Here is a 25,301-nt window from a genome sequence, read left to right on the forward strand (position 1 = left end):
TTGGCAGTTGCTCTCGCCCTCGCCTCTCCCAACCAAACCCCATTCCCAGCTCCACGCTTCCCCGGAGAAACCTCATGGAAATCCGCCCCATCCTCTCCACGCTGTCGCGGCACAAGACAGCCGCCGCACTGATCGTGCTGGAGATCGCGCTGAGCTGCGCCATCATCTGCAACGCACTGTTCATCGTGTCGCAGCGCATCGACGCCATGCAGCTGGCAAGTGGCATCGATGACAACCACCTGATCGAAATCGGCCTGAGCGGCATTGGTGAGCAGGTTGATGCCGACGCCCGCACTGCCGAGGACATCGCCTCGCTGCGCGGCATCCCCGGCGTCGAGAGCGTGGCCATCGTCAACCAGCTGCCGTTCCAGGGCGGCTCCTGGAACACCTCACTGGCAGCCACCGCGGAGCCCGAAGCGCAGTCGATCAATGGCGCCCAGTACATGGTGGGCGAGAACGCGCTCAAGACCCTGGGAGTCAAGCTGGTCGCCGGCCGCGATTTCAATGCCGATGAATACCAGAGCAGCGATGTACTGGAGAAGGTGGAAGACCTGGGCAAGCTGAAAGCACCGGCCATCCTCACCGAAGCCATGGCCAAGCAGTTCTTCCCGGACGGCAATGCGGTGGGCAAGACCCTGTACATGGCCAACATCCCGGTCACCGTGGTGGGCGTGGCGCAGACCCTGCTGCGGCCGAACATGCAGAACAACAACCGCACGTATTCGATCATCTTCCCGATCCGCATGAACTTCTCCAACGGCGGCCGCTACATCCTGCGCGTCACCGAGCAGGGACGCCGTGACGAGGTGCTGAAGCAGGCGCTGGCGACGCTGGACAAGAACGATCCGAACCGCCTGGTCTGGACCAAGCAGACCGTTGAGGAGAAGCGTGCCAAGAACTTCGCCAATGACCGCGACATGATCGGCCTGCTGCTGATCGTCAGTGGCCTGCTGTTGCTGGTAACCGCGCTGGGCATCATCGGCCTGGCCAGCTTCTGGGTGCAGCAGCGCACCAAACAGATCGGCATCCGTCGTGCGCTGGGTGCCACCCGCGCGCAGATCCTGCGTTACTTCCAGACCGAGAACTTCCTGCTCGCCGGCATCGGCATCGTGGTCGGCATGCTGCTGGCCTACCTGCTCAACCAGTGGCTGATGGGCCGCTACGAGCTGCCGCGCCTGCCGCTGCTGTACCTGCCGGTGGGTGCGGTGCTGCTGTGGCTGCTGGGTCAGATCGCGGTGTTCGGCCCGGCCCGCAAGGCCGCATCGATTCCACCGGCGGTGGCTACCCGCAGCACCTGATCTGAAAGCGCAAGGAAGGGACATGTTCGGCTATTACCTGCAACTGGCCTGGCGCGGCTTCGGCCGCAACAAGGTGCTGACCACCTTGATGGTGCTGACCATCGCGGTGGGTATCGGCGCGACCATGACCACCCTCGGCCTGTACGTCGTGCTGTCGGGGGATCCGATTCCACACAAGAGCAAGCAGCTGTTCTACCCGCAGCTGGAACCGCGCAGTCTCGGCAAGGACGCCACGCTGGAGCAGGATCCCTTGGGTCAGATGACCCGCTACGACGCCGAGGAGTTGCTGCGGCAGAAGCGCGGCGACCGGCAGGCGCTGATGAGCGCCGGTTCGGTGACGGTGCTGCCCGCTGGCAGCACCGCACAGCCGTTCCGGGCGATGACGCGCTACACCTCGGCGGATTTCTTCCCGATGTTCGAGGTGCCGCTGGCGGCCGGCAATGCATGGAGCGCGGCTGAGGATGATGGCCGTGCGCTGGTTGCGGTCATTGATCGCAAGCTGGCACAGCGGCTGTACGGCAGCGAGGACGTGATCGGCAAGGAGTTGCGCCTGCCACAAGGCGTGTTCCGCGTGGTTGGTCTTCTCGGCAACTGGAAGCCAGCACCGCGCTTCTATGACCTGACCAGTCAACGCTACGGTGGCGCCGAACAGGTGCTGCTGCCGTTTTCAACCTCGCGCGCACTGAAGCTGGACACCCAGGGAAACATGAACTGCTGGGGCAGCAGCAATGATGCAGAAGGCAATCGCGGCCTCACCGCACCCTGCGCATGGCTGCAGTACTGGGTGGAGCTGGACACGCCAGACAAGGCCCGCGACTACCTGAAGTACTTGGCTGATTATTCCGAAACCCAGCGCGCAAGCGGCCGCTTCGAGCGCCCCACCAATGTGCGCCTGCATGATGTGATGGGCTGGCTGGACTTCAACCGCATCGTGCCCAACGACGTGCGCCTGCAGATGTGGCTGGCCTTCGGCTTCCTGCTGGTGTGCCTGATCAATACCGTCAGCCTGCTGCTGGCCAAGTTCCTGCGCCGCAGCGGCGAGATCGGCGTGCGCCGCTCGCTCGGCGCTTCACGTGCGGACATCTTCAAACAATGCCTGACCGAAGCTGGCTTCATCGGACTGGCCGGCGGTGTATTGGGGCTGGGCTTCGCGGCGATGGGCTTGTGGCTGATCCGCCAGCAACCGGACGAGTACGCAAAGCTGGCGCAGATGGACACGACCACCTTGTGGATGACTTTCGTGCTGGCGGTCGGTGTGAGCCTGATCGCCGGCCTGCTGCCGGCCTGGCGGGCCATGCAGATTCCTCCCGCACTGCAGCTCAAGAGCCAGTGACGCGGTGGCATTGAATCCCCCCCGTCAGCAACGGCAGCTTTCGCCGCCACGGAGAACACCTTTGGACATCCGCCCTACCCTGTCGATGCTGTCCCGCCAGAAGATTGCCGCACTGCTGGTGGTGTTCGAGATCGCGATCAGCTGCGCCATCATCTGCAACGCTGTTTTCATCATCAGCAACCGCGTTGCGCAGATCCAGCTGCACAGTGGCGTGGCCGAGGATGAGCTGGTCTACCTGGCCACCAGCAGCCTGCTGCCGGACGTCAACTACGACGCCCTGCGCAAGCAGGACCTGGCGGCACTTGCCGCCGTACCCGGCGTAAAGGCAGTCAGCAGCATCAACCAGATTCCTTATGGCAGCAATGTCTGGGGCTCGGGCATACGCCTGCTGTCGGAGCAGACGCGCCCAACCGTACACGCCACCAATTACATGGACGACGGCCAGTTGCTGCCGACGTTTGGCCTGCGAGTGCGCGAGGGTCGCGCATTCAAGCCCGACGAATACCTGGAGAACAGCGCCTTCGTCGGTGGCGACGCCGATCCTGTAGTACCCAGCGTGCTACTGAGCCACGCGTTGGCCAACACCCTGTTCCCGAACGGCAATGCGGTGGGCAGGAATATCTATGTCTGGGGCAACAAACCGACCCAGGTGGTGGGCCTGATCGATGATCTGCTGGCACCGGGCCAGGCTGGCGAGTTCAGCGGCCGCTTTGACAGCATGGTATTCCCGGTCCGCGTTTCCAACGGTGCCTATGCCCTGCGCACCAGCCCGGAACTGCGCGAGTCCGTATTGAAGGCGGCCATTGCCGCACTCAACAAGGCCGACCCCAACCGCATCATCGAGGAACAGGGCACGGTGGCGCGCATGCGCGATGACTTCCATCATCGCGATCGCTCGGTGATCTGGCTGCTGCTGGCGGTCTGCATCGCACTGTTGGCGGTCACCGCGTTCGGCATCGTCGGCCTTGCCAGCTTCTGGGTGCAGCAGCGCACGCGCCAGATCGGCATACGTCGTGCCCTGGGGGCAACCCGCAAGCACATCCTGCGCGCTTTCCAGCTGGAGAACCTGCTGCTGAGCAGCGCCGGCATCGTCGTCGGCCTGCTTCTGGCCTATGCACTGAACATATTGCTGATGAGCCGCTACGAGCTACCGCGGCTGCCATTGATGTACCTGCCCATCGCGGCGGTACTGCTGTTGCTGCTGGGGCAGATCGCCGTGCTTGGCCCCGCGCGGCGCGCGGCGTCGGTGCCACCGGCGGTGGCCACACGCGCTGCCTGATCACTTTTGAATGCTTACTGGAGTCGCCCAATGAAAACCAAGCTGACCTGCCTGCTGCTGATGCTCTGCTCGCTACCGTTGATGTCCGCGCATGCCGCTGATGCCGACAACGCCAGCCTGCACGACACCATCGCCGCACTCGATCACGGCATGTTCGATAGCTTCAATCACTGCAGCGATCCAGCCCAGTTCGAAAGGCATGCGGGCTATTTCGATACGGCGGTCGAGTTCTACCACGACAATGGCGGTGTCACCTGGACCCGCGACGCCATGCTGGCGAACACCCGCAAGCACGCCTGCGGCAACTACACCCGGCAGTTGCTGCCAGGCACGCTGGAGGTATTCCCGATCAAGGACTTCGGCGCCATCGAACAAGGCCAGCACCAATTCTGCGATCTGAAGGGCGAACACTGTGATGGCGTGGCCGACTTCGTCATCATCTGGCGCCTGCGTGATGGTCAGTGGCAGGCAACGCGGGTCCTGAGCTATGCGCACCGCGCAGCGGCAGGACCCACGCCATGAACTACACGCTGGAAACCGGACTGCGTGGTTGCATCCGCCACCCAAGGACGATGGCACTCGTCGTACTCACCCTTGCCCTGGGCCTGGCCTCGGTGATGACCATGCTCACGCTATTGTCGGTATTGGCCGCCGACCCGCTGCCCGGCATCAGCCACAACCTGCACCTGGCCTGGGCAGACTCACGCGAGGCGGCAAAAAGTGGTGAAAGCGACAGCTACGGTGACGGCTCCCCGGTGCCGCCACTGTGGAAGCTGGCCGACGTGCAGGCGATGCGCCAGCTACGCCCGGATGTCCCGCAGGTGGCCTTGCTCACCGCCCCGCTGACCGTCAGCAACATCGACAACACGCTCAGCAAGAACGTTTCGACGAGCCTGGCCATCGGCCCGATGCTGCAGGTATTCGGCGTACCGCTGCGCTACGGGCGTTCCTGGACAGCGGAAGAAGAAGCCGCACGTACACCGGTGGTGATCATCAGCCGCGCACTCAGCCAGCACCTGCTGGGGCGCGAAGACGGCACCGGCGCCGAGATCCGTGTGGGCAAGCACAACTTCCGCGTCATCGGCATCAGCGAGCGCTGGGCGCCGCGTCCGCGCCCGCATTTTCTGCCTTCAAACAATGCCGGCTGGGAAGGCGATGGCGATGAGCTGTTCGCACCCGCCGAGGCGGTGCTGGCGTCAGGCGCGGAGATCACCAGCACCCGCATCTGCGATGGCAATGGCTTCGGCGGCTTCCGCTTCGATCAGATCGACACCCAGCAATGCCGCTGGCTGGTGCTGTGGGCGGAATTGAAGGATGCACAGCAGCGCGACAACTACGCACAAAGCCTGCAGAGTTTTGCTGCCGATCGCCATGCCGCTGGCATATTCGCGCGCGCAGCCAACACCCGCCTGCAATCGATGGCGCAGTGGTTGCATACCAACCGCGTGGTGCCAGACAGCGTGCGCTTGAACCTGTGGCTTGCAACGGGCTTGTTGGTGCTGTGCCTGGTCAATGTCGCCGGCCTGCTGGCAGCGCGCTTCCTGCGCCGTGCCGGTGAGCACGGTGTGCGCCGGGTGCTGGGTGCGCCGCGTGGCGCCATCATCGCCGCCTGTCTGGTCGAGTCCACCCTGGCGGGCTTGCTGGGCGGATTGCTGGCATTGCCGCTGACGCTGGGCGGCCTGTGGCTGATGCGGCAACAAGGTGAAGCCTACTCATCACTGGCCCGGCTGAGCCCTGCGCTGTTTGCGGGCCTGCTGTTGATGGCGGTTGTGACTGGCGTGGTCGTTGGACTGCTACCCGCCATCCGTGCCGCGCGCCAGGAACCCGCGTTGCAGGTCAAAACCCTATGAAAAAGGCCAAGGCATGAATCCCCTGCTCTCCTCCATGCGCCGCCAGCCGCTGATGCCCTGGTTGATCGTGCTGCAGATCACCGTGGCCTGCGCCATCCTTTGCAATACCCTGTTCCTGCTGGCACAGCAGGCCGGGCCGTTGTTGATCGACGACGGCATCGCCGACAAGGAAGTCATCGTCATCGACCAGATCGTGCGCCCGGATGGCAACTGGACCGCCGCACAAGCCAGCGCCGGTGCCGATGCACTGGCAGCAATTCCAGGCGTGAAGCGTGCTACCGCGGTGGTCGGCGCACCGATGCGCGAGACCTTGACCATGGTCTACGACCTCAAGCCAGCCAACGGCCCAACCGTGCAGGCCAGCGGCTTCATTGGAACGAAGCTGATCGACACGCTTGGCCTGCAGCTCAGCCGTGGCCGCGACTTCCTCGCCGACGAATACGCCGACCTGCAGCTCGGTGATGATGCAAACGCTGCCAGCACGCCCATCATCATCACCGAGGCTTTGGGCCGAATCCTGTTCGATGGCAATCCGGTCGGGCAGGCGCTCACCTCTGGCGATGGCAGCAGCCACTATGTAGTCGTCGGTGTTGTCGCCCACCTGCTGCGCTACCAGCTCAGCGAGTTGGACGACGGCAAAGCCGAGTACGCCATCCTGTTGCCACGGCGTCCGGCCGGCTTGCCACTACTGAGTTTCGTGGTACGCGCCGAGGCCGATCAGCGCGATGCGGTGATCAAGGCCGCGCCCGGCGTACTGCAGACGGTCTATGCCGGGCAGATGGCGAAGAGCTTCAACCCGGTCGTGTCCAGTTACGAGCAGTTGCGCAGCAACGGCATGCGCAACCGCCGCGCAGCGGTATGGCTGCTGCTCACGGTCAACGCGGTTGTCGCCACCATCACCTTGATCGGCATCGCCAGCCTCAGCGGCTACTGGATACAGCAACGCACCCGCCAGATCGGCATCCGCCGTGCCCTCGGCGCCACTCGCAGCCAGGTGATGCGCCACTTCCTCGCCGAGAACCTGCTGCTGACCGTCGGTGGGCTGCTGATCGGCCTGCTGCTGGCGTTGCTGATCAACCAGTGGTTGATGCAGCATTACGAGCTGCCACGGCTGCCATGGGCCTACCTGCTGGTTGCCGGCGGCTTGATGTTGCTGCTCGGGCAAGTCGCGGTCGCGGCACCGGCACGGCGTGCAGCGCAATTGCCACCTGCCAGCGCGACCCGCAGCGTGTAATGTGCTGACTTCAGCGCCAGCGCTGCGTCCCCTCATATCCTTCTGCGACAACCGATGCCACAGATCCTGATCATCGACGACAACACCGCCGTGGCCACCGCGTTGGACGTGCTGTTCTCCCTGCACGACATCGACACCCGCCACGCCACCTCGCCCGAGCAGGGCCTGGCGATGCTGGCCGAGCATGAATTCGATCTGGTCCTGCAGGACATGAACTTCACCGCCGACACCACTTCCGGCGAGGAAGGCCAGGATCTGTTCCGGCGCATCCGCCAGGCGCATCCGGACCTGCCGGTGATCCTGCTCACGGCGTGGACCCACCTGGACAGTGCGGTGGAACTGGTCAAGGCCGGCGCCTCCGACTACCTGGCCAAGCCCTGGGATGACGGCCGCCTGCTGACCACGGTCAACAACCTGCTGGAACTGGCCGAGGCGCGGCGCGAGCTGGCCCGCCGCCGTGCCCGCGAGCAGCGCCAGCAGCAGGCCTTGCACGATCGCTACGATCTGCGCGGGCTGGTATTCGCCGATCCGTCCAGCGAGCGCATCATCGCCCTCGCCTGCCAGGTCGCGCGCTCCGAGCTGCCGGTGCTGATCACCGGTCCCAACGGTGCCGGCAAGGAAAAGATCGCCGAGATCATCCAGGCCAACTCGGCGCACAAGAAAGGCCCGTTCGTCGCGCTGAACTGCGGCGCCATTCCCTCCGAGTTGATCGAGGCCGAACTGTTCGGTACCGAGGCCGGCGCCTACACCGGCGCCAACAAGGCCCGCGAGGGCAAGTTCGAGGCAGCCGATGGCGGCACCTTGTTCCTGGATGAGATCGGCAACCTGTCGCTGACCGGGCAGATGAAACTGCTGCGCGTGCTGGAGACCGGACGCTTCGAGCGACTGGGTTCCAACCGCGAACGGCAGGTCAAGGTCCGCGTGGTCAGTGCCACCAATGCCGACCTGCCAGCAATGATCCGCGCCGGCAGCTTCCGCGAAGATCTCTACTACCGGCTCAATACCGTCGAGCTGAGCCTGCCGCCGCTGGCCGAACGGCGCGAGGACATCCTGCCGCTGGCGCAATACTTCCTCGCCGATGGCAAGCCGCTGTCGGCACCTGCGCTACATGCACTGCAGCGCCACAACTGGCCGGGCAATGTGCGCGAGCTGCGCAATGTGATCCAGCGCGCCGCCCTGCTTGCGCAGGGCCCGCGCATTGAAGTTGCCGACCTGAACCTGCCACGCGCGCCCGCGCGCCCCACCGCAGCTGCAGACGAACCCGATCGCGAGCACATCGTCAGCGCGCTGGAGCGTGCCGGCGGCGTCATCGCCCAAGCCGCCGCCGAGCTCGGCCTGAGCCGGCAGGCGCTATACCGTCGTATGGATCGCCACGGCATCCCGCGCGAGTGAGCACCGATCAGTGAAAACGCGCTCCTTTACCTTCACCCTGTTCCTGCGCCTGCTGCCGGTGCTGGCGCTGGCTGCGGCCTTGCCGTGGTTCCTGGCCTACTGGATGGATCGCGGTTGGGTGGTGGTGAGCGTTTCCACCGTGTTCCTGCTGGCTGCGATGTGGTGGGCGCTGAGTCGCGCCACCGCGCCGATCCGCTCGCTGCTGCGGGCACTGGCCGGCACCACCAGCAGTTACCGCGATGGCGAATTCAACTTCGGTGTGCATTGGCGCGGCCATGACGAATTCGCACAGCTGGTGCAGGCCCATGCCGAGCTGGGTGATGTGCTGCGCGAGCAGCGGCAATCGCTGGTGCAGCGCGAGCTGCTGCTCGACACCATGGTGCAGAACACGCCGGTAGCAATGCTGCTGCTCACCGATGGTGGCGATGGCGTACAGCGTGTGACCTTCTCCAACACTGCGGCACGCAAGCTGCTGCACGGTGGCTGGAAGCTTGAAGGCCAGCGCATGCACGAGTTGCTGGAGAACATGCCGATCGAGCTGCGCAATGCCATCGCCCGCGGCGGCGACAGCCTGTTCGCGGTGCGTGATCCGGATGCGGCCGAAGACGATGATGACGACGAGCAGATCTACCACCTGTCGCGTCGTGCCTTCCATTTGAATGGTCGCCCGCACGAATTGCTGCTGCTGCGCCTGCTCACCGCCGAGCTGCGCCGCCAGGAAGTGCAGACCTGGAAGAAGGTGATCCGTGTCATCAGCCATGAACTCAATAATTCGTTGGCACCGATTGCCTCGCTGGCGCATTCCGGCGCCGAACTGGTACGACGCGGCCGCCATGATCGTCTTGAAGATATCTTCGGCACCGTGGAAGAACGCGCGCGTCACCTGGAGGGTTTCATTCGTGGTTATGCGCGCTTTGCCAAGCTGCCGCAGCCGCAGCTGCAGACCGTTGCCTGGAGCCAATTCCTGCATGGTCTGCAGCAGCAGATCCATTTCCGGATGGCGCCGATGGTCGACGAGCAGTACAGCCGCCTGGATCAATCACAGTTCTCGCAGGCGTTGCTGAACCTGCTGAAGAATGCGCACGAAGCAGGCGCCGACAATGGCGCGCCGGATGATTCGGTGGAAGTTCGCATCGCGCGACTGCCCAACTGGCTGCGCATCGAGGTATTGGATCGCGGCACCGGCATGAACGAGGCGGTGCTGCAGAACGCCTTGATGCCGTTCTATTCAACCAAGCGCAATGGCACGGGTTTGGGTTTGGCATTGACCCGCGAGATCATCGAAGCACATGGCGGTCGCATCTCATTGCAGAACCGCAAGGACGGCGGCCTGTGCGTGGCGATCCTGCTGCCGCATGACTAAAGCCATGCTTTTTGTAGGAGCGGCGTAAGCCGCGAAGCTGACATGGCATCCGTGCCAGTTAGACCGAAGATCTGAAGTATCCCGGCTTCGCGGCTTACGCCGCTCCTACAAAAGCTTGAGCCGCTCCCACAAGGAATGGCTTGTACCTATGCCAACTGCCGCTGCATAGCCAGACGCAGCTCCATTGGAAAACCTGCCGCGGCCTCCGCCGCCATCACTTCGCGCATGCCCGTACTCCATGCATGCGATGGCCATTCACTGAAGCCCTCGCTGGCATAGAAGGGCGCGTTCCAGGCCACGTCGCTCAAGGTGGTGAGCACCGCCCGGTGATGTCCGGATGCCCTCGCCTGCTGCAACGCGTGCCGCAGCAAGGCACGGCCGAGGCCTTTGCGGCCGTGCGCCGGTGCAACGTCCATCTGCTGGATATGGAAATCCTCACCGAGCACACCCGCCATCAGGTAGCCGCCCAGCTCCTGCTCGCTGGCAACCACCCACAGCATTCCGCGCTGCCAAGCCTGCGCGAACAATGCTGGTTCAGTTGGGCTCGCAGCGAATACCGCGGCGGCGGGATGTCCCCGCAGACGCTCGCCCGCCCGCGCTTCGATCAATGGCAGCAGCGCGAGCTCATCGCGCTGCGCCAACCTTGGCTCAGGATTTTTTGACAGGGCGCGTCCAGCCTTCAAGCGTCTGCTGGCGTGTGCGTGCCAACGTCAATTTGCCTTCCGGTGCGTTGCGGGTAATTACCGAGCCGGCGCCAATCGTAGCGCCATCCTCGATCGTCACCGGCGCCACCAGCGAGCTGTTCGAGCCGACAAAGACCTTGTCACCAATCGTGGTCTGGAACTTGTTCACGCCATCGTAGTTGCAGGTGATGGTGCCGGCACCAATGTTGGTACCGCTACCGATCACCACGTCGCCCAGATAGGTCAGATGGTTGGCCTTGCTGCCCTTGCCCAATGTCGCCTTCTTGGTTTCCACGAAGTTGCCGACGTGCACGCCATCTGCCAGGACGGTGCCCGGGCGCAGGCGCGCGAATGGGCCAATCTGGGCGGCGCCTTCGCTGACGACCCCTTCCAGATCGCAATGCGGGCGCACTTCGGTGCCGGCGCCGAGTTTGACGTCCTTGAGCCGCACGAAGGCTCCAATGCTGACGCCATCGCCGAGCTCGACCTCGCCTTCCAGGATCACGTTGGCATCGATCTGCACATCACGTCCGACCTTGACCGTACCGCGCTGGTCAAAACGCGACGGATCCAGCAGGCGTGCACCCTGCTCGCACAACGCCTTGGCCGCACGCAACTGCCATGCACGCTCCAGCTGCGACAGCTGCCAAGGGTCGTTCGCCCCTTCCGCTTCCTGCGCGTCGCCGACCAGCACCAGTTCGGCTGGCGCGTATTCGCTGGCGGCCGAGGCGAACACGTCGGTCAGGTAATACTCGCCCTGCGCATTGCGGTTGGAGAGGCCCGACAGCCAGCGGCGTAGCGCGGTGGATTCGGCGGTGATGATGCCGGTGTTCACCGTGCGGATACGCTTCTGCTCATCGTTGGCATCCTTCTGCTCGACGATAGCCGCGACCTTGCCTTCCGCGTCGCGGACGATGCGGCCGTAACCACTGGGGTCGTCCAGCTCGGCGACCAGCACGGCCAGGCGCGGGCCATTCTTCAACAATGCGCTCAAGGTCTGCGCGCGCATCAAGGGCACATCGCCGTACAGCACCAGCACCTGTGCGGTATCCGGCACCTGCGGCATGGCCTGCTGCACGGCGTGGCCGGTACCCAATTGCTGGCTCTGTTCGGCCCATAGCAGGTCCTGCTGCTCGGCGAAGGCAGCACGCACGGCTTCACCACCGTGGCCGTAAACGACATGGATGCCGGCCGGCTGCAGTTCGCGCGCGGTAGCGATCACGTGGGCCAGCATCGGCTGCCCGGCGATGGGTTGCAGCACCTTGGGCAACAGCGATTTCATGCGCTTGCCGGCACCGGCGGCGAGAATGATGACGTGCAGCGGCTGGGTCATGCCTGGAACTTCCTTCGAGAGTCTCTGGATTCTAAGCGCATGGGGTTAGCATTGCAGGCCACCCGCAGGAGCCACCGATTCAATGAGCCTGTTCCGCCAAGGCAGCCAGTACGTCGCCATTGGCCTGCTGCAGCTGCTGCTGGACTGGATTGTCTTCGTCGTGGCGACTGCTGCAGGCATTCCCGTCGCCCCCGGGAATGTAATCGGTCGTGTCAGTGGTGCCTTGCTTGGTTTCTGGCTCAACGGACGCTACACGTTCGCCCAGAATGGCATTCAGTCGCACGGCTGGAGGCGCTTACTCTGCTTTCTGGCAGTGTGGTTGCCAATGACCATATTCAGTACCTGGGCGGTCAACTGGGCGGCCCAAAGCCTGGGCATACAGCTTGCGTGGCTTGCAAAGCCTATCGTCGAAGGCTGCTTGGCCGTCGTCAGCTTCGTTCTGTTCCGCCACGTAGTGTTCCGTTGAGCGCCAAGTCGTCAACCATCCCCGCGTGAACGCTCAAGCAAGCCGACCCGCCATAGTTGCAGGGGGCTGTATCGCAGCATCAGCTCGTGCTCGCCTGCGGGAACGCAAACTGCCCGGAACAGCCCATTGCCTTGCTGAACTGGCAAACGCATGTCGGCGACCTCCGCCACCCAGCCTGGGGCGTTGATCTCATTGATGACGACCCAAGCAGGTGACTCAGCCTTCACATGCAGAATCATCTTGCTGGCTTCGTAGCGCCGAACGACCATCTCCGCACGCCCACTTTCCACATCTGGGCAGGTGGTGGCTGCTTCCATCGGTAACCACTGTGTGTCGGTGAAATTGGTCTGATTGAACTCCACAGCCGGTGGGTAGCGGCCAGCATGGCGCTTGACGGTCCGAGGATTCAGGAGCCGCGGTAATATCGTGTCCCGCTCCAGAACCTGTAACGATGGGCCAATGGGCTTGGCTCCTTCAAAAGGCATGGACGCCAGGATCCAATGCAGGCCGAGCAGGTCATACACAGGGGCGTGGAAATCCGGGGCCCATTCGGTAGCTCGTTTGCTTCCGACATCACCCATGGGACTCTCTGGCATTCCGACCATCGTCAGGTACGCCATGTCCTGTAACGGGTTGTAACCATTGACCAAGGCAAGCCCATGGACTGCCGCACCGTTAGTGAGCAGATCAATCCCGAAGACAGCGGCTCGCTCGGGTATGCCGTCCGATTGCTTTACCACCAGAAAGCGATAGGCCTCATGTCCGCGCCCAGCGCGCTCTGAGGCCATGTCTTGCCGCTTCATGCTCAACGAATTGAACTTCGTCGAGATGTTGAACAGCAACATGTCCAGAATGATCAAGCCAATCACTGCACCTGCCTTGACTACTGGAAGCCGCATTTGCCGAACCACCATTGCGCCCAGCAGCACCGTTACCAAAATCCACAGCAGCCCCAGCGGGCGGCGGTTACTCCATGCCAGCCCGCATGCGAGGAGCAGCAGTACCCCCACAACAATAATGGACGGCCAATGCGGGACAAGCTGTCGATCCCGCAGTGCCTGCTGCATCGCCTGCGCAGCCAGCCACGCAGCCGCAGGCACCGTCAAGAACAGCGCATCGCTTGGCCGCCGGAACAAATCCAATCCCGGCAACCATGAGAACAACCAAGGGAAAAGAAGCGTTGTCCGGCCGACAGCAAATACCACGGCACCTACCAGGACCAGCAGCGCCAAACGCGCACGACCGGGCTGATTCCGTACAACCTGCCCTCCCCACAGCAGCCACAGTGCCAATGGCGCGGCACCAAAGTACAGGTAGTCCGTGGTTATATCGCCGAAAGCCCAGCTCTCTCCGCGGCCCTGCGAGAAGAAGCCCCCCGAAAGCACGGTTACAACGGATTGCCAGTGCAACGCGCCATCCGCCGCGGCATCCAATGACATCTGGATGCGGTTGGTCTCCCCCAGATATGCAAGCGTCGACAGCCATTGCGGCGCACTGATGAGACATGCCAACAACGCAACCAACGCGAGCTGGAGCACCAACAACCATCGCCGCTTCCCGGCCAACGCAACCGCGCCTGTCGCATAAGCGATGCAACCAACAATGACAAAGTAAGTTACCTGCGTCAGTTGCAGAGCGCACAACCCACCGACGATGCCAGCGAGTACCGCGTCGGCCCAGTGCTGCTCCTTGCGCAAGCGCGAGAGTGCGAGCCAGAGCCACGGCAACATGCAATAGGTGATGATCATCGGTGTGTGCTGCAGCCGAGATGCGGCTACGCCACCGAACATGATCACGACGGCGAACAACAGCTGCGGCAACTGCTGAAGCTGGTAGTGGCGCGCAACACGCAGTGCACCCAAGCCAGCGAGCAGCACATGCAGCATCACCACGAAGCCGAACCAATGCAGCGACGTGGGCGCCAACATCATTGGAACGACCATGGTCGGCTGCAGGGTCATCATCTGCGGGTCAGCCAGCTGCGGATACCCCCCGTACAGATACGGATTCCACCAAGGTGCCGCCAATTGGCGGAACTGCGCTGCTGCGAAGCTCACGGCCGGGAAGAACTGCTGCACTGCATCGAATGGAATCGAGCGGATGCCACTCAACCATGGCAGGGATAGCAGCATCCAAACCGCGCCCAACTTGGCATCCGTTGAGCGCTTCAACCACTGCCAGACGCTTCCGTTCGTCACCGCATGCACGCCGTGGTCCATCCTTTCCCCGTCCTTGCTTGATATATGAAAATGCCGGCCAAAGTGGCCGGCATTTTTTTGATCGTGCTCGTTCGCAGCCTCAGTGCTTGAGGTTGCGGCGCAGACGCTCCAGGGCTTGCAGCTGGGCGGTGATCTCGGCCAGCTTCTGCTGTGCCTCGGCCAGTTCCATGGCTTCGCCACGGTGCGCCAGCACGCGCTCTGCTTCTTCCTTGGCCTTGCGCACCGATGCTTCATCGATGTCGGTGGCGCGGATGGCGGTGTCAGCCAGCACGGTCACGACCTGCGGCTGTACTTCCAGGATGCCGCCGGAAATGGCGAAATCCAGGTGCTCGCCTGCAGCGGTGGTAACCACGACCTTGCCCGGCTTCAGACGGGTGATCAGCGGTGCGTGCTTGGGCGCGATGCCCAGCTCGCCCAGCTCACCGGTGGCCACGACCAGGGTCGCTTCGCCGCTGAAGATCTGCTGCTCGGCACTGACGATGTCGCAACGGATGGTGCTCATGGATCTCTCTTCGCCTGGTTGGGTGGGCCTGCGCCCACCGCAGGTTGCCGCGTGGGCGGAGCACGCTCCGCCCTACGTGGTGATTAGGCCTTTTCAGCCATCTTCTTGGCCTTCTCGACCGCTTCTTCGATGCCGCCGACCATGTAGAACGCCTGCTCCGGCAGGTGGTCGTATTCGCCATCGACGATGGCCTTGAAGCCACGGATGGTGTCCTTCAGCGGCACGTACTTGCCCGGCGAGCCGGTGAACACTTCGGCCACGTGGAACGGCTGGCTGAAGAAGCGCTCGATCTTACGGGCGCGCGACACGGCTTCCTTGTCTTCCTGGGACAGTTCGTCCATACCCAGGATGGCAATGATGTCCTTCAGTTCCTTGTACTTCTGCAGGGTCTGCTGGACGCGCTGTGCGGTGTCGTAGTGCTCGGTACCGATGACCTGCGGATCCATCTGACGCGAGGTCGAGTCCAGCGGATCCACGGCCGGGTAGATACCCAGCGAGGCGATCGAACGCGACAGGGTCACGGTCGAATCCAAGTGGGCGAACGTGGTGGCCGGCGACGGATCGGTCAAGTCATCGGCGGGCACGTACACGGCCTGGATCGAGGTGATCGAGCCGGACTTGGTCGAGGTGATGCGCTCCTGCAGGACGCCCATTTCCTCAGCCAGGGTCGGCTGGTAACCCACGGCCGACGGCATACGACCCAGCAGTGCCGACACTTCGGTACCGGCCAGGGTGTAACGGTAGATGTTGTCGACGAACAGCAGCACGTCCTTGCCCTTGCCGCTGGCGTCCTTCTCATCACGGAAGTACTCCGCCATGGTCAGGCCGGTCAATGCGACGCGCAGACGGTTGCCCGGCGGCTCGTTCATCTGGCCGTACACCATCGCCACCTTGTCGAGGACGTTGGAGTCCTTCATTTCGTGGTAGAAGTCGTTGCCCTCACGGGTACGCTCACCCACGCCGGCGAACACGGACAGACCGCTGTGCGCCTTGGCGATGTTGTTGATCAGCTCCATCATGTTGACGGTCTTGCCTACGCCGGCGCCGCCGAACAGGCCGACCTTGCCGCCCTTGGCGAACGGGCACATCAGGTCGATGACCTTGATGCCGGTTTCCAGCAGCTCGGTCGAGGAAGACTGGTCTTCATACGACGGGGCCGAACGGTGGATTTCCCAGCTGTCCGAAGCCTGCACCGGGCCGGCTTCGTCGATCGGGCGACCCAGCACGTCCATGATGCGGCCCAGGGTGCCAGCACCGACCGGCACCGAGATGGCGCGGTTGGTGTTGGTGGCAACCAGGCCACGCTTCAGGCCGTCGGTCGAGCCCAGCGCAATCGCGCGGACGATACCGTCACCCAGCTGCTGCTGGACTTCCAGCGTGATTTCGGTGTTGTCGACCTTCAGCGCGTCGTACACCTTCGGCACGTCGGTGCGCGGGAATTCGACGTCGACGACCGCGCCGATGATCTGAACGATCTTGCCCTGACTCATTGCTGCATCCTCTAAATGTGTGCTGTTGACTGCGCGCGTTAGACCGCTGCCGCGCCGCTGACGATTTCGGAGATTTCCTGGGTGATCGCTGCCTGGCGGGCCTTGTTGTAGACCAGCTGCAGGGTTCCGATCATCTTGTTCGCGTTGTCGCTTGCCGCCTTCATCGCCACCATGCGAGCTGCGTGCTCGGAGGCAACATTCTCCAGCACCGCCTGATACACCAACGATTCGATGTAGCGGGTGATCACGTGCTCAAGCACGGTTGCCGCGTCAGGCTCGTACAGGTAATCCCAGTCGTGCGAAGCCACCTGCTTTTCGGCGGCCGGCAACGGCAGCAGCTGGTCGAAGCTGGCCTTCTGCGTCATCGTGTTGATGAAGCGGTTGTAGACCAGGTAGACGCGGTCAACCTTGCCTTCGGTGAAGGCATCCAGCATGACCTTGATCACGCCGATCAGCGTTTCCAGCTTGGGCTGGTCGCCGATGTTGGCCACCGAGGCGGCCATGTTGACGTTGACGCGACGGAAGAACGCGCCGGCCTTCTGGCCAACGGTCACCACGTCGATCTCGGCGCCCTTGTCCTGCCAGTCGCGCATTTCCGCGACCGTCTTGCGGAACAGGTTGTTGTTCAGGCCGCCGGCCAGACCGCGATCGGAGGAGATCACGATGTAACCCACGCGCTTGACCTGCTCACGCTCGACCAGGAACGGGTGCTGGAAATCGGTGCTGGCCTGGGCCAGGTGACCGATCACCTGCTTCATCGCCTGCGCGTACGGACGCGAGGTCTTCATCCGATCCTGCGCCTTGCGGATCTTGGAGGCCGAGACCATTTCGAGCGCGCGCGTCACCTTGCGGGTGTTCTGCACGCTCTTGATCTTGGTTTTGATTTCGCGTCCGCTTGCCATCTCTTATTCCCGTAGAGCGGGGCTGTGCCCCGCTTTATCAGTGTGAAGCGGAGCAAGGCTCCGCTCTACATACGCTCTTACCAGGTGCCGGTGCTCTTGAAATCGGCGATGCCCTTCTTGAAGGCAGCTTCGATGTCGTCGTTCCAGGCGCCGGTGCTGTTGATCTTGGAGGTCAACTCACCTGCGGTGTTGGCGAAGTGGGCGTGCAGGCCGGCTTCGAACGAGAGCAGCTTGTTGACCGGCACGTCGTCGAGGAAGCCCTCGTTGACGGCGTAGATCGACAGCGCCTGGTCGGCGATCGACATCGGTGCGTACTGCTTCTGCTTCATCAGCTCGGTGACGCGCTGACCGCGCTCCAGCTGCTTGCGGGTGGCTTCGTCAAGGTCGGAAGCGAACTGCGCGAACGCAGCCAGCTCACGGTACTGGGCCAGCGAGATACGGATGCCGCCGGACAGCTTCTTGATGATCTTGGTCTGGGCCGAGCCACCGACGCGCGACACCGAGATACCGGCGTTGACGGCCGGACGGATACCGGCGTTGAACAGGTCGGTTTCCAGGAAGATCTGGCCGTCGGTGATCGAGATCACGTTGGTCGGAACGAACGCGGAAACGTCGCCAGCCTGGGTTTCGATGATCGGCAGTGCGGTCAGCGAACCGGTCTTGCCGGTGACGGCGCCGTTGGTGAACTTCTCGACATACTCTTCCGACACGCGAGCAGCGCGCTCGAGCAGGCGGGAGTGCAGGTAGAACACGTCACCCGGGTAGGCTTCGCGGCCCGGCGGGCGCTTCAGCAGCAGCGAGATCTGGCGGTAGGCAACAGCCTGCTTGGACAGATCGTCGTACACGATCAGGGCGTCTTCGCCGCGGTCCATGAAGTACTCACCCATGGTGCAGCCAGCGTAGGCGCTGATGTACTGCATCGCAGCCGATTCGGAAGCGGTGGCAGCCACGACCACGGTGTGGGCCAGGGCGCCGTTCTCTTCCAGCTTGCGCACGATGTTGGCAACGGTCGAGGCCTTCTGGCCGATCGCTACGTACACGCACTTGATGCCGGTGCCCTTCTGGTTGATCACGGCATCGATCGCCATCGCGGTCTTGCCGGTCTGGCGGTCACCGATGATCAGCTCGCGCTGGCCACGGCCGATCGGGATCATCGAGTCAACCGACTTGTAACCGGTCTGCACCGGCTGGTCGACCGACTTGCGCCAGATCACGCCCGGAGCAACACGCTCCACCGGGGCGGTCAGCGCGGTGCCCAGCGGGCCCTTGCCGTCGATCGGCTCACCCAGCGCGTTGACAACGCGGCCGAGCATTTCCGGGCCAACCGGCACTTCCAGGATGCGGCCGGTGGTCTTGGCCACGTCGCCTTCGCGCAGGTTCTGGTAGTCGCCCAGGACCACGGCGCCGACCGAGTCGCGCTCCAGGTTCAGTGCCAGGGCAAAGGTGTTGTTCGGCAGTTCGATCATTTCGCCCTGCATCACGTCGGCCAGACCGAAGATGCGCACGATGCCGTCGGACACGCTGGTGACGGTGCCTTCGTTGCGCGATTCCGCGGACAGGGCGACCTTCTCGATGCGGGTCTTGATCAGTTCGCTGATTTCAGAGGGGTTGAGCGTGGTAGCCATCGTCAAGTCCTAGTGCCGGCTTGTGGCCGGACGGTAATGTGAATTCAGTGTGCGAGCGCGGTCTGCAGGCGCGACAGCTTGCCCTTGAGCGAGCCATCGATGACCACGTCGCCGGCATCGATCACGGCGCCGCCGATCAGCGAAGCGTCCACCGCGGTCGATACCTCGACGTCGCGGCCGAAACGCTTGCGCAGCGCAGCCTTGATCTTGTCCAGTTCCTCGCCCGACAGTTCGGCGGCCGAGGTGACGGTGGCCTTGACCACGTGTTCGGCTTCAGCGCGCAGCTGCTCGAACAAACCGGAAATTTCCGGCAGTTGCTGCAGGCGGCGGCCTTCGGCCAGCAGGGCCAGGAAGCGACCGTAGGTCTCGCTGGTCGCGTCCGGGGTCAGCAGGGCGACGGCATCGCCGCGGCTCAGCTGCGGATTCGACAGCAAGGCCGACACGCGCGGATCGGCTGCAACGCGGGCGGAGAACGCAAGCGCGTCCGACCACGGCGCGAACTTGCCTTCCTCACGCGCAATCGCGAAAGCGGCGCGGGCGTACGGGCGGGCAAGCGTGAGGGCCTGGCTCATCGATCAGATCTCCGCAGCCAGCTCGTCGAGCAGCGCCTTGTGGGCGTTGGCATCGATTTCGCGCTTGAGCAGCTTTTCGGCACCGGTCACGGCCAGGGCGGACACCTGCTTGCGCAGATCTTCGCGGGCACGGTTGGCGGCAGCGTCGATTTCAGCCTGGGCCAGTTCTTTCTGGCGGGTGGCTTCGGCGATGGCTTCGTTCTTGGCGGCTTCAACGATCTGGTTCGCACGGGCATGCGCCTGGTCGATGATCTCGTTGGCCTTGCCACGGGCTTCTTTCAGTGCCTCGTTGACCTTTACTTCCGCCTGCGCCAGATCTTTCTGGCTGCGGTCGGCAGCGGCCAAGCCCTCAGCGATCTTCTGCTGGCGCTCTTCAATGGCCTTCAACAACGGCGGCCAGATCTTGGTCGCGATGATCCAGATCAGCAACGCAAAGGCCAGGGCCTGTGCAAAGAGGGTGAGATTGATATTCATGATTAGCTCGATCGCTGGTGTCGGGGGTGGCTGCGCCGCCAAGGCGGCGCAACCGAACCTTCATCCGAAGTCGGGCGCCGACAGGCACCCGACCGTCTCACTGCAGCTGGATCAGCCTGCCAGCTTGGCGGCTTCGGCCAGCAGAGCAGCAGCCAGCGGGTTGGCGAAGGCCAGCAGCAGGCCAACGGCGACCGAAATGATGAACGCGGCGTCGATCAGGCCGGCGGTGATGAACATGCGGACCTGCAGGACCGGGATCAGTTCCGGCTGGCGAGCGGCCGACTCCAGGAACTTACCAGCCATGATGGCCAGACCGAGGCCAGCGCCCAGTGCGGCCAGGCCGATCATGATGCCGACGGCAAGGGCGGTGGAGCTCTGAACTTGGGCGAGGTTGGTCAGGACGGCGAAGTACATGGTTATCTCCAGGAACTTTAAGTAGCTAAGGGTGATGAAACGGATGAAGGTTGAAACTGGGTGAAGCTTGTAACTTTAGTGACTGTCTTCCGACAGGCTCAAGTACACGATGGTCAACATCATGAAGATGAAGGCCTGCAGCGGGATCACCAGCAGGTGGAACAGCATCCAGCCGAAGCCGAACACGCCACCGGCAACGGCACCGAACACGCCGGCACCGCCCAGCACCCAGATCAGCAGGAAAACGATTTCGCCGCCGAACATGTTGCCGAACAGTCGCATCGCCAGGGAGATCGGCTTGCTCAGCCACTCGACGATGTTGAGGATCAGGTTGAACGGCATCATCCACTTGCCGAACGGGGCCGTCAGGAATTCCTTGACGAAACCGCCGATGCCCTTGGACTTCAGCGCGAAGAAGATCATCAGGATGAACACGCTGATCGACATGCCCAGGGTGGCATTGACGTCGGCGGTCGGCACCGGCTTCCAGTAATGGATGCCTGCCAGCTCAAGCGGCTTGGCGATGAAATCGGCCGGGATCATCTTGATGAGGTTCATCAACAGGATCCAGAAGAAGATGGTGATCGCGATGGGCGTGATCAGCTTGCTCTTGCCGTGGTAGGTGTCCTTGGCCTGGCGGTCAACGAACTCCAGGCAGATTTCAACGAACGCTTGCCACTTGCCCGGCACGCCGGCGGTGGCCTTGCGGGTTGCCATCCAGAAGGCGAACACCATCAGCAGGCCCATCAGGACCGCGGTGACGATGGTATCGACGTGGATCATCCAGAAACCACCGCCCTCACCGACCGGAGCGGTCAGATTCTGCAGGTGATGCTGGATGTACGTGGTAGGAGTTAGAGCCTCGCCCGCCATGTGTCCGGAACCTTTATGAGTGAATCAACGTCTGGCCAGAGCCAGAACCTGGAACATCAGCGCCACTGGAATTGCCGCCAGCAGTGCCAAAGGAGGAAGTCGCCACCAGAAAAAAGCCATTCCCAGTACGGCAACAATCAGCACAATCTTCAGCACGAACCCCAGGAACAGGCGGACCATTGCTGAACCAGCGGCCTGAACGCCGCCACCGAGCCCTACCCACGCGGCCAGCGCCGTCCCTGCTACCACCGCCAGGCCCGAAACAAGGGCGCCCAGCGCATGCTTTGGCCCCACGAAGAGGAAGGCCAGAGCCAGGACCACCACTGCGACCAGCGGGTATACCGCGGCGCGCAACATCAGTCGCCGACCCGCGTCAACGGAGTTCAGCACGTCAAAGTGTCCTGCTTCAGGTAAAGGGAAGAGCCGAATCGCGCAAAGGCGTCTCGTCGAGCCGCGAAAGTATAACAGCGGGACAATTTGCGAGACAACCGGCATTTGTCCCCATTTGACTATGCAAGTTGCCGCAATATCACGTTTTTTCCCCCAATGCGCGGCCATCGAGCAAGTCCGCGGGACAATAAATATTGCACCGCAGCACGGGAACTTCCCCCCGCCCCGCCGGTCAGACCTACGCAGTCCGCCACCCGCTACCTCGTCGGGCGCGTGCGCAGGCTCGGGTGAGGTGGTGTCGCACGCCCTCGGCGGCACCACCTCGCCGCAATTGATCCCCGCCTACACATTGTCTGCACGCTGCGCTCACCGTTCTCTACATCGGATCGGCGATGGTCAGTTGCTCCAAAGCAACAAGCAGGCAATGGCATGCGCAATCACCGCTTCATTCTCGCACTGGCTCCATGTGCACTGGCACTGGCCCTGACCCATTCGTTACCCGCGCACGCCGCCGAAGGCGACCCGCGCTTCACCGTGCGGCTTGGCGCGATGAACATCGACACCGACAACACCATCCGCGGCAGCACCACGGTTGCCGGCCAGGACGTGGATCTGTCGGAGGATTTCAGCCTCGGCGGCAAGGAATGGGAGCCACGCATCGACGGCCTGTTCCGCATCAGCGACCGCCAGCGCCTGATCTTCGATTACTTCAAGTACGACAAGGACCGCCGCGAGACGCTGGATGAAGGCATCAGCTGGGGCGACACCACGGTGCCCGCAGGCAGCTTCGTGAAGGGTGAATTGAAGTACCAGGTTGCAACGCTGGTTTACGACTACTCGGTGGTCGACGGTGATCGCTTTGATTTCGGCCTGCAGCTTGGTGCCGAGTACGCCAAGATCAGCGCCGACGCTTACGCCGATGTCGGTGATGTCTACCAGGGCCGCTTCCTCAACGAGAAGGCCGACGGCATCGCACCGGTGGTTGGCGCGCGCCTGACCTTCACTCCCTCGGAGAACTGGCTGATCAACCTGCAGGGCCAGTACCTCAATACCAGCTGGGGCAACTTCGACGACTATAAGGGCGACCTGAGCCGCGCCAACGCAATCGTGCAATACAACTTCAACAAGAACTTCGGCATCTTCGCCGGCTATGACTGGTTCAAGCTGGATGTTGACCAGAAAGGCAGCGACGGTGTGATCGGTTTGAAGCAGGAGTTCAAGGGCCCGGTTGCGGGTGTGAGTTTGTCGTTCTGACGCGCCACCTGTAGTGCCGAGCCATGCTCGGCAGGGGCTATACCGGGAAGGCTTCTGCCGAGCATGGCTCGGCACTACAAATGAAGCACCACCGGTAACGCCTCAGCCGAGCATGGCTCGGCTCTACAAATGAAGCATCGCTGCGCTCTATACATCGCGCACAAATGAAAAGGGCCGCTTAGCGGCCCTTTTCAATCTTCGATTACTTCTTCTTCGGGATATACAGATCGGTGATGGTGCCGTCGTAGATCTCCGAGGCCATCGCTACCGACTCACTCAAGGTCGGATGCGCGTGGATGGTGTGGCCGATGTCCTCGGCCTCCGCACCCATCTCGATGGCCAGGCCGATCTCGGCCAGCAATTCACCGGCATGCACGCCGACGATGGCTCCACCGATCACGCGGTGGGTTTCTTCGTCGAAGATCAGCTTGGTGAAGCCTTCGGTGCGGGCAATACCAATTGCGCGACCACTGGCCGCCCACGGGAACTTGGCCACGCCTACCTTCAAACCCTTGGCCTTGGCCTCGGTCTCGGTGACGCCAACCCAGGCGATTTCCGGGTTGGTGTACGCCACCGACGGAATCACCCGCGCGACCCATTCCTTCTTCTCGCCGAAGGCAACTTCAGCAGCCAGCTTGCCTTCGTGCGTGGCCTTGTGCGCCAGCATCGGGTTACCAACGATGTCGCCGATGGCAAAGATGTGCGGCACGTTGGTGCGCATCTGCCGATCAACCGGAATGAAGCCACGGTCGGTGACTTCGACGCCAGCCTTGTCGGCATCGATCTTCTTGCCGTTGGCCGAGCGGCCGACGGCGACCAGCACGCGATCAAACGTGCCGCTTTCCATCGCCGGCTTCTCGCCTTCGGTGGCGGCTTCGAAGGTCACGGTGATGCCCTTGGCATCGGCGCTGACGCCCGAAGCCTTGGTCTTCAGATGAACTTCGATGCCCTGCTTCTTCAGGCGGTCGGCCAGCGGCTTTACCAGGTCCTTGTCGGCGCCCGGCATCAGCTGGTCCATGAACTCGACCACGGTCACCTTGGAACCCAGGGCGCTGTACACGGTCGCCATTTCCAGGCCGATGATGCCGCCGCCCACAACCAGCAGCGAACCCGGCACTTCAGCCAGTTCCAGTGCATCGGTGGAGTCCATCACGCGCTTGTCTTCCCACGGGAAGTTCGGCAGCTTCACCGCCTGCGAACCGGCAGCGATGATGCACTGCTCGAAGCGCAGCAGCTGGGTCTTGCCGTCGTCGCCGACGATCTCCAGCTCATTGGCCGAGACGAACTTGGCCAGACCGTGCACGGTGCGGATCTTGCGCTGCTTGGCCATGCCGGCCAGGCCCTTGGTCAGCTGACCGACGACCTTTTCCTTGTAACCGCGCAGCTTGTCCAGGCTGATCTTCGGCGCGCCGTATTCGATGCCCAGTTCGTCGGCATGCGCGGCGTGATCGATGATTTCAGCGGCGTGCAGCAGCGCCTTGGACGGGATGCAGCCGACGTTGAGGCAGACGCCGCCGAGGCTGGCGTAACGCTCGATCAACACGGTATCCATGCCCAGGTCGGCAGCGCGGAAGGCAGCGGTATAGCCGCCCGGGCCTGCGCCCAGCACCACGATGCGGCACTCGATGTCGGCAGTGCGGCCGCTGGACGGCAGCGCCTTGGCGGCGACCGCCGGGTCCGGCGCGCGGTGCGACGGGGTCACCGGCGGCTTGCTGCCCGGGGCCGCCTTGGCAGCAGCCGGTGCGGCGCCAGCAGCGCCTTCCAGCACCACCACCACGTCACCAACCGACAGCTTGTCATCGAGCTTGACCTTGATTTCCTTGACCACACCATCGGCCGAGGACGGCACTTCCAGCGTCGCCTTGTCCGATTCCAGCGTGACCAGGCCCTGGTCCTTCTTCACCGTGTCGCCGACAGCGACCAGGATCTCGATCACCGGCACGTTCTGGTAATCGCCGATATCCGGCACCTTGACCTCGATCGGGCCGGATGCAGCCGGGGCAGCAGCGGCAACCGGCGCGCTGACGGCTGCCGGAGCGGCTGCAGCGGCGGGCTGTGCAGCCGGTGCGGGAGCGGCAGCCGGGGCTGGCGCCGCGACCGGGGCAGCGCCCTCGCCTTCGGCTTCCAGGATCACCACCACATCGCCCTCGGACAGTTTGTCGTCGAGCTTGACCTTGATTTCCTTGACCACACCCGCGGCCGAGGACGGCACTTCCAGCGTGGCCTTGTCCGACTCCAGCGTGACCAGACCCTGGTCCTTCTTCACCGTGTCGCCCACGGCCACCAGAATCTCGATCACCGGCACGTCGTTGTAGTCGCCAATGTCCGGAACCTTGATTTCAATCGTCGCCATTG

The 25,301-nt window shown here is 63.1% G+C and carries 23 protein-coding genes; 10 read left to right on the top strand and 13 right to left on the bottom strand.

Annotated elements, in window-relative coordinates; all coding sequences use genetic code 11:
* Positions 1-74 precede the first annotated feature (74 nt).
* The 8 genes from Q5Z11_RS17405 (at position 75) to Q5Z11_RS17440 (ending at position 9,749) form a co-directional block, all read left to right on the top strand.
* On the top strand, positions 75-1,298 hold the full coding sequence (locus tag Q5Z11_RS17405) for an ABC transporter permease (protein ID WP_296247626.1): 1,224 nt from the start codon (positions 75-77) through the stop codon (positions 1,296-1,298).
* A gap of 22 nt (positions 1,299-1,320) precedes the next feature.
* The gene (locus Q5Z11_RS17410) at positions 1,321-2,631 is read left to right on the top strand and encodes an ABC transporter permease (RefSeq protein ID WP_303747562.1); all 1,311 of its coding nucleotides are present in this window, start codon (positions 1,321-1,323) and stop codon (positions 2,629-2,631) included.
* Between the two features lie 61 nt (positions 2,632-2,692).
* Positions 2,693-3,910 carry an ABC transporter permease gene (locus tag Q5Z11_RS17415; protein ID WP_303747563.1) on the top strand — a complete coding sequence of 406 codons (1,218 nt, stop codon included), beginning with the start codon at positions 2,693-2,695 and terminating at the stop codon, positions 3,908-3,910.
* Positions 3,911-3,940: 30 nt separating this feature from the next.
* The gene (locus Q5Z11_RS17420; protein ID WP_303747564.1) at positions 3,941-4,432 is read left to right on the top strand and encodes a nuclear transport factor 2 family protein; all 492 of its coding nucleotides are present in this window, start codon (positions 3,941-3,943) and stop codon (positions 4,430-4,432) included.
* On the top strand, positions 4,429-5,760 hold the full coding sequence (locus tag Q5Z11_RS17425) for an ABC transporter permease (RefSeq protein ID WP_303747565.1): 1,332 nt from the start codon (positions 4,429-4,431) through the stop codon (positions 5,758-5,760). The genes Q5Z11_RS17420 and Q5Z11_RS17425 overlap by 4 nt, the downstream gene beginning before the upstream one ends.
* Positions 5,761-5,773: 13 nt before the next feature.
* Positions 5,774-6,994 carry an ABC transporter permease gene (locus Q5Z11_RS17430; protein WP_303747566.1) on the top strand — a complete coding sequence of 407 codons (1,221 nt, stop codon included), beginning with the start codon at positions 5,774-5,776 and terminating at the stop codon, positions 6,992-6,994.
* 54 nt (positions 6,995-7,048) lie between these two features.
* Positions 7,049-8,386, top strand: a complete 1,338-nt coding sequence (locus tag Q5Z11_RS17435; RefSeq protein WP_303747567.1) for a sigma-54-dependent transcriptional regulator — start codon at positions 7,049-7,051, stop codon at positions 8,384-8,386.
* Positions 8,387-8,396: 10 nt separating this feature from the next.
* A complete protein-coding gene (locus Q5Z11_RS17440; protein WP_303747568.1) occupies positions 8,397-9,749 on the top strand; it encodes a sensor histidine kinase in 1,353 nt (450 codons plus the stop codon).
* Positions 9,750-9,895: 146 nt separating this feature from the next.
* On the opposite strand, the gene Q5Z11_RS17445 is transcribed toward Q5Z11_RS17440, so the two are convergent.
* Positions 9,896-10,390: a GNAT family N-acetyltransferase gene (locus Q5Z11_RS17445; protein ID WP_303747569.1), complete on the bottom strand. Its 495-nt coding sequence runs from the start codon at positions 10,388-10,390 to the stop codon at positions 9,896-9,898.
* Positions 10,391-10,397: 7 nt separating this feature from the next.
* The gene (glmU, locus tag Q5Z11_RS17450) at positions 10,398-11,765 is read right to left on the bottom strand and encodes a bifunctional UDP-N-acetylglucosamine diphosphorylase/glucosamine-1-phosphate N-acetyltransferase GlmU (RefSeq protein ID WP_303747570.1); all 1,368 of its coding nucleotides are present in this window, start codon (positions 11,763-11,765) and stop codon (positions 10,398-10,400) included.
* 82 nt (positions 11,766-11,847) lie between these two features.
* On the opposite strand from glmU, the gene Q5Z11_RS17455 reads away from it, so the two are divergent.
* Complete coding sequence (locus Q5Z11_RS17455) at positions 11,848-12,231, top strand: GtrA family protein (RefSeq protein WP_303747571.1); 384 nt, start codon at positions 11,848-11,850, stop codon at positions 12,229-12,231.
* Between the two features lie 11 nt (positions 12,232-12,242).
* Here Q5Z11_RS17455 and Q5Z11_RS17460 read toward each other — a convergent pair whose 3' ends face one another.
* The 10 genes from Q5Z11_RS17460 to Q5Z11_RS17505 form a co-directional block, all read right to left on the bottom strand.
* The gene (locus Q5Z11_RS17460) at positions 12,243-14,450 is read right to left on the bottom strand and encodes a hypothetical protein (protein WP_303747572.1); all 2,208 of its coding nucleotides are present in this window, start codon (positions 14,448-14,450) and stop codon (positions 12,243-12,245) included.
* A gap of 79 nt (positions 14,451-14,529) precedes the next feature.
* Positions 14,530-14,952, bottom strand: coding sequence for a F0F1 ATP synthase subunit epsilon (locus Q5Z11_RS17465; RefSeq protein ID WP_062167007.1), 423 nt, complete (start codon positions 14,950-14,952; stop codon positions 14,530-14,532).
* A gap of 83 nt (positions 14,953-15,035) precedes the next feature.
* A complete protein-coding gene (atpD, locus tag Q5Z11_RS17470) occupies positions 15,036-16,442 on the bottom strand; it encodes a F0F1 ATP synthase subunit beta (RefSeq protein WP_282272807.1) in 1,407 nt (468 codons plus the stop codon).
* Between the two features lie 38 nt (positions 16,443-16,480).
* Positions 16,481-17,344 carry a F0F1 ATP synthase subunit gamma gene (atpG, locus tag Q5Z11_RS17475; protein ID WP_057626866.1) on the bottom strand — a complete coding sequence of 288 codons (864 nt, stop codon included), beginning with the start codon at positions 17,342-17,344 and terminating at the stop codon, positions 16,481-16,483.
* Positions 17,345-17,421: 77 nt separating this feature from the next.
* Positions 17,422-18,969 carry a F0F1 ATP synthase subunit alpha gene (gene atpA / locus Q5Z11_RS17480; RefSeq protein ID WP_282272809.1) on the bottom strand — a complete coding sequence of 516 codons (1,548 nt, stop codon included), beginning with the start codon at positions 18,967-18,969 and terminating at the stop codon, positions 17,422-17,424.
* 44 nt (positions 18,970-19,013) lie between these two features.
* A complete protein-coding gene (locus tag Q5Z11_RS17485; protein WP_293715042.1) occupies positions 19,014-19,541 on the bottom strand; it encodes a F0F1 ATP synthase subunit delta in 528 nt (175 codons plus the stop codon).
* 3 nt (positions 19,542-19,544) lie between these two features.
* Positions 19,545-20,015, bottom strand: a complete 471-nt coding sequence (locus Q5Z11_RS17490; protein ID WP_282272812.1) for a F0F1 ATP synthase subunit B — start codon at positions 20,013-20,015, stop codon at positions 19,545-19,547.
* A 111-nt stretch (positions 20,016-20,126) separates the two neighbouring features.
* On the bottom strand, positions 20,127-20,429 hold the full coding sequence (gene atpE, locus Q5Z11_RS17495; RefSeq protein ID WP_054661978.1) for a F0F1 ATP synthase subunit C: 303 nt from the start codon (positions 20,427-20,429) through the stop codon (positions 20,127-20,129).
* A gap of 75 nt (positions 20,430-20,504) precedes the next feature.
* The gene (gene atpB / locus Q5Z11_RS17500; RefSeq protein WP_282273293.1) at positions 20,505-21,302 is read right to left on the bottom strand and encodes a F0F1 ATP synthase subunit A; all 798 of its coding nucleotides are present in this window, start codon (positions 21,300-21,302) and stop codon (positions 20,505-20,507) included.
* A 24-nt stretch (positions 21,303-21,326) separates the two neighbouring features.
* The gene (locus tag Q5Z11_RS17505; protein WP_211263663.1) at positions 21,327-21,692 is read right to left on the bottom strand and encodes a hypothetical protein; all 366 of its coding nucleotides are present in this window, start codon (positions 21,690-21,692) and stop codon (positions 21,327-21,329) included.
* 429 nt (positions 21,693-22,121) lie between these two features.
* Between Q5Z11_RS17505 and Q5Z11_RS17510 the strand changes: the two genes are divergently transcribed.
* The gene (locus Q5Z11_RS17510; RefSeq protein ID WP_303747573.1) at positions 22,122-22,946 is read left to right on the top strand and encodes a hypothetical protein; all 825 of its coding nucleotides are present in this window, start codon (positions 22,122-22,124) and stop codon (positions 22,944-22,946) included.
* Between the two features lie 202 nt (positions 22,947-23,148).
* Here the strand turns inward: Q5Z11_RS17510 and lpdA are convergent, their stop codons facing one another.
* Entirely contained in the window at positions 23,149-25,299 is a 2,151-nt protein-coding gene (gene lpdA / locus Q5Z11_RS17515) for a dihydrolipoyl dehydrogenase (protein WP_303747574.1), read from the bottom strand.
* Between the last annotated feature and the right edge of the window lie 2 nt (positions 25,300-25,301).

The organism is Stenotrophomonas sp. 610A2, from assembly GCF_030549615.1.
Taxonomy (GTDB): Bacteria; Pseudomonadota; Gammaproteobacteria; order Xanthomonadales; family Xanthomonadaceae; genus Stenotrophomonas; species Stenotrophomonas pigmentata.

Excerpts from the sequence above, each read along its gene's own strand:
- Q5Z11_RS17485 (WP_293715042.1), bottom strand. The coding sequence starts at position 19,541 with ATGAGCCAGGCCCTCACGCTTGCCCGCCCGTACGCCCGCGCCGCTTTC.
- atpG (WP_057626866.1), bottom strand. The coding sequence starts at position 17,344 with ATGGCAAGCGGACGCGAAATCAAAACCAAGATCAAGAGCGTGCAGAAC.
- Q5Z11_RS17460 (WP_303747572.1), bottom strand. The coding sequence starts at position 14,450 with ATGGACCACGGCGTGCATGCGGTGACGAACGGAAGCGTCTGGCAGTGG.
- lpdA (WP_303747574.1), bottom strand. The coding sequence starts at position 25,299 with ATGGCGACGATTGAAATCAAGGTTCCGGACATTGGCGACTACAACGAC.
- Q5Z11_RS17510 (WP_303747573.1), top strand. The coding sequence starts at position 22,122 with ATGCGCAATCACCGCTTCATTCTCGCACTGGCTCCATGTGCACTGGCA.
- Q5Z11_RS17455 (WP_303747571.1), top strand. The coding sequence starts at position 11,848 with ATGAGCCTGTTCCGCCAAGGCAGCCAGTACGTCGCCATTGGCCTGCTG.
- glmU (WP_303747570.1), bottom strand. The coding sequence starts at position 11,765 with ATGACCCAGCCGCTGCACGTCATCATTCTCGCCGCCGGTGCCGGCAAG.
- atpD (WP_282272807.1), bottom strand. The coding sequence starts at position 16,442 with ATGAGTCAGGGCAAGATCGTTCAGATCATCGGCGCGGTCGTCGACGTC.
- Q5Z11_RS17430 (WP_303747566.1), top strand. The coding sequence starts at position 5,774 with ATGAATCCCCTGCTCTCCTCCATGCGCCGCCAGCCGCTGATGCCCTGG.
- Q5Z11_RS17490 (WP_282272812.1), bottom strand. The coding sequence starts at position 20,015 with ATGAATATCAATCTCACCCTCTTTGCACAGGCCCTGGCCTTTGCGTTG.
- Q5Z11_RS17425 (WP_303747565.1), top strand. The coding sequence starts at position 4,429 with ATGAACTACACGCTGGAAACCGGACTGCGTGGTTGCATCCGCCACCCA.
- Q5Z11_RS17410 (WP_303747562.1), top strand. The coding sequence starts at position 1,321 with ATGTTCGGCTATTACCTGCAACTGGCCTGGCGCGGCTTCGGCCGCAAC.
- atpE (WP_054661978.1), bottom strand. The coding sequence starts at position 20,429 with ATGTACTTCGCCGTCCTGACCAACCTCGCCCAAGTTCAGAGCTCCACC.
- Q5Z11_RS17465 (WP_062167007.1), bottom strand. The coding sequence starts at position 14,952 with ATGAGCACCATCCGTTGCGACATCGTCAGTGCCGAGCAGCAGATCTTC.
- atpA (WP_282272809.1), bottom strand. The coding sequence starts at position 18,969 with ATGGCTACCACGCTCAACCCCTCTGAAATCAGCGAACTGATCAAGACC.
- Q5Z11_RS17405 (WP_296247626.1), top strand. The coding sequence starts at position 75 with ATGGAAATCCGCCCCATCCTCTCCACGCTGTCGCGGCACAAGACAGCC.
- atpB (WP_282273293.1), bottom strand. The coding sequence starts at position 21,302 with ATGGCGGGCGAGGCTCTAACTCCTACCACGTACATCCAGCATCACCTG.
- Q5Z11_RS17435 (WP_303747567.1), top strand. The coding sequence starts at position 7,049 with ATGCCACAGATCCTGATCATCGACGACAACACCGCCGTGGCCACCGCG.
- Q5Z11_RS17420 (WP_303747564.1), top strand. The coding sequence starts at position 3,941 with ATGAAAACCAAGCTGACCTGCCTGCTGCTGATGCTCTGCTCGCTACCG.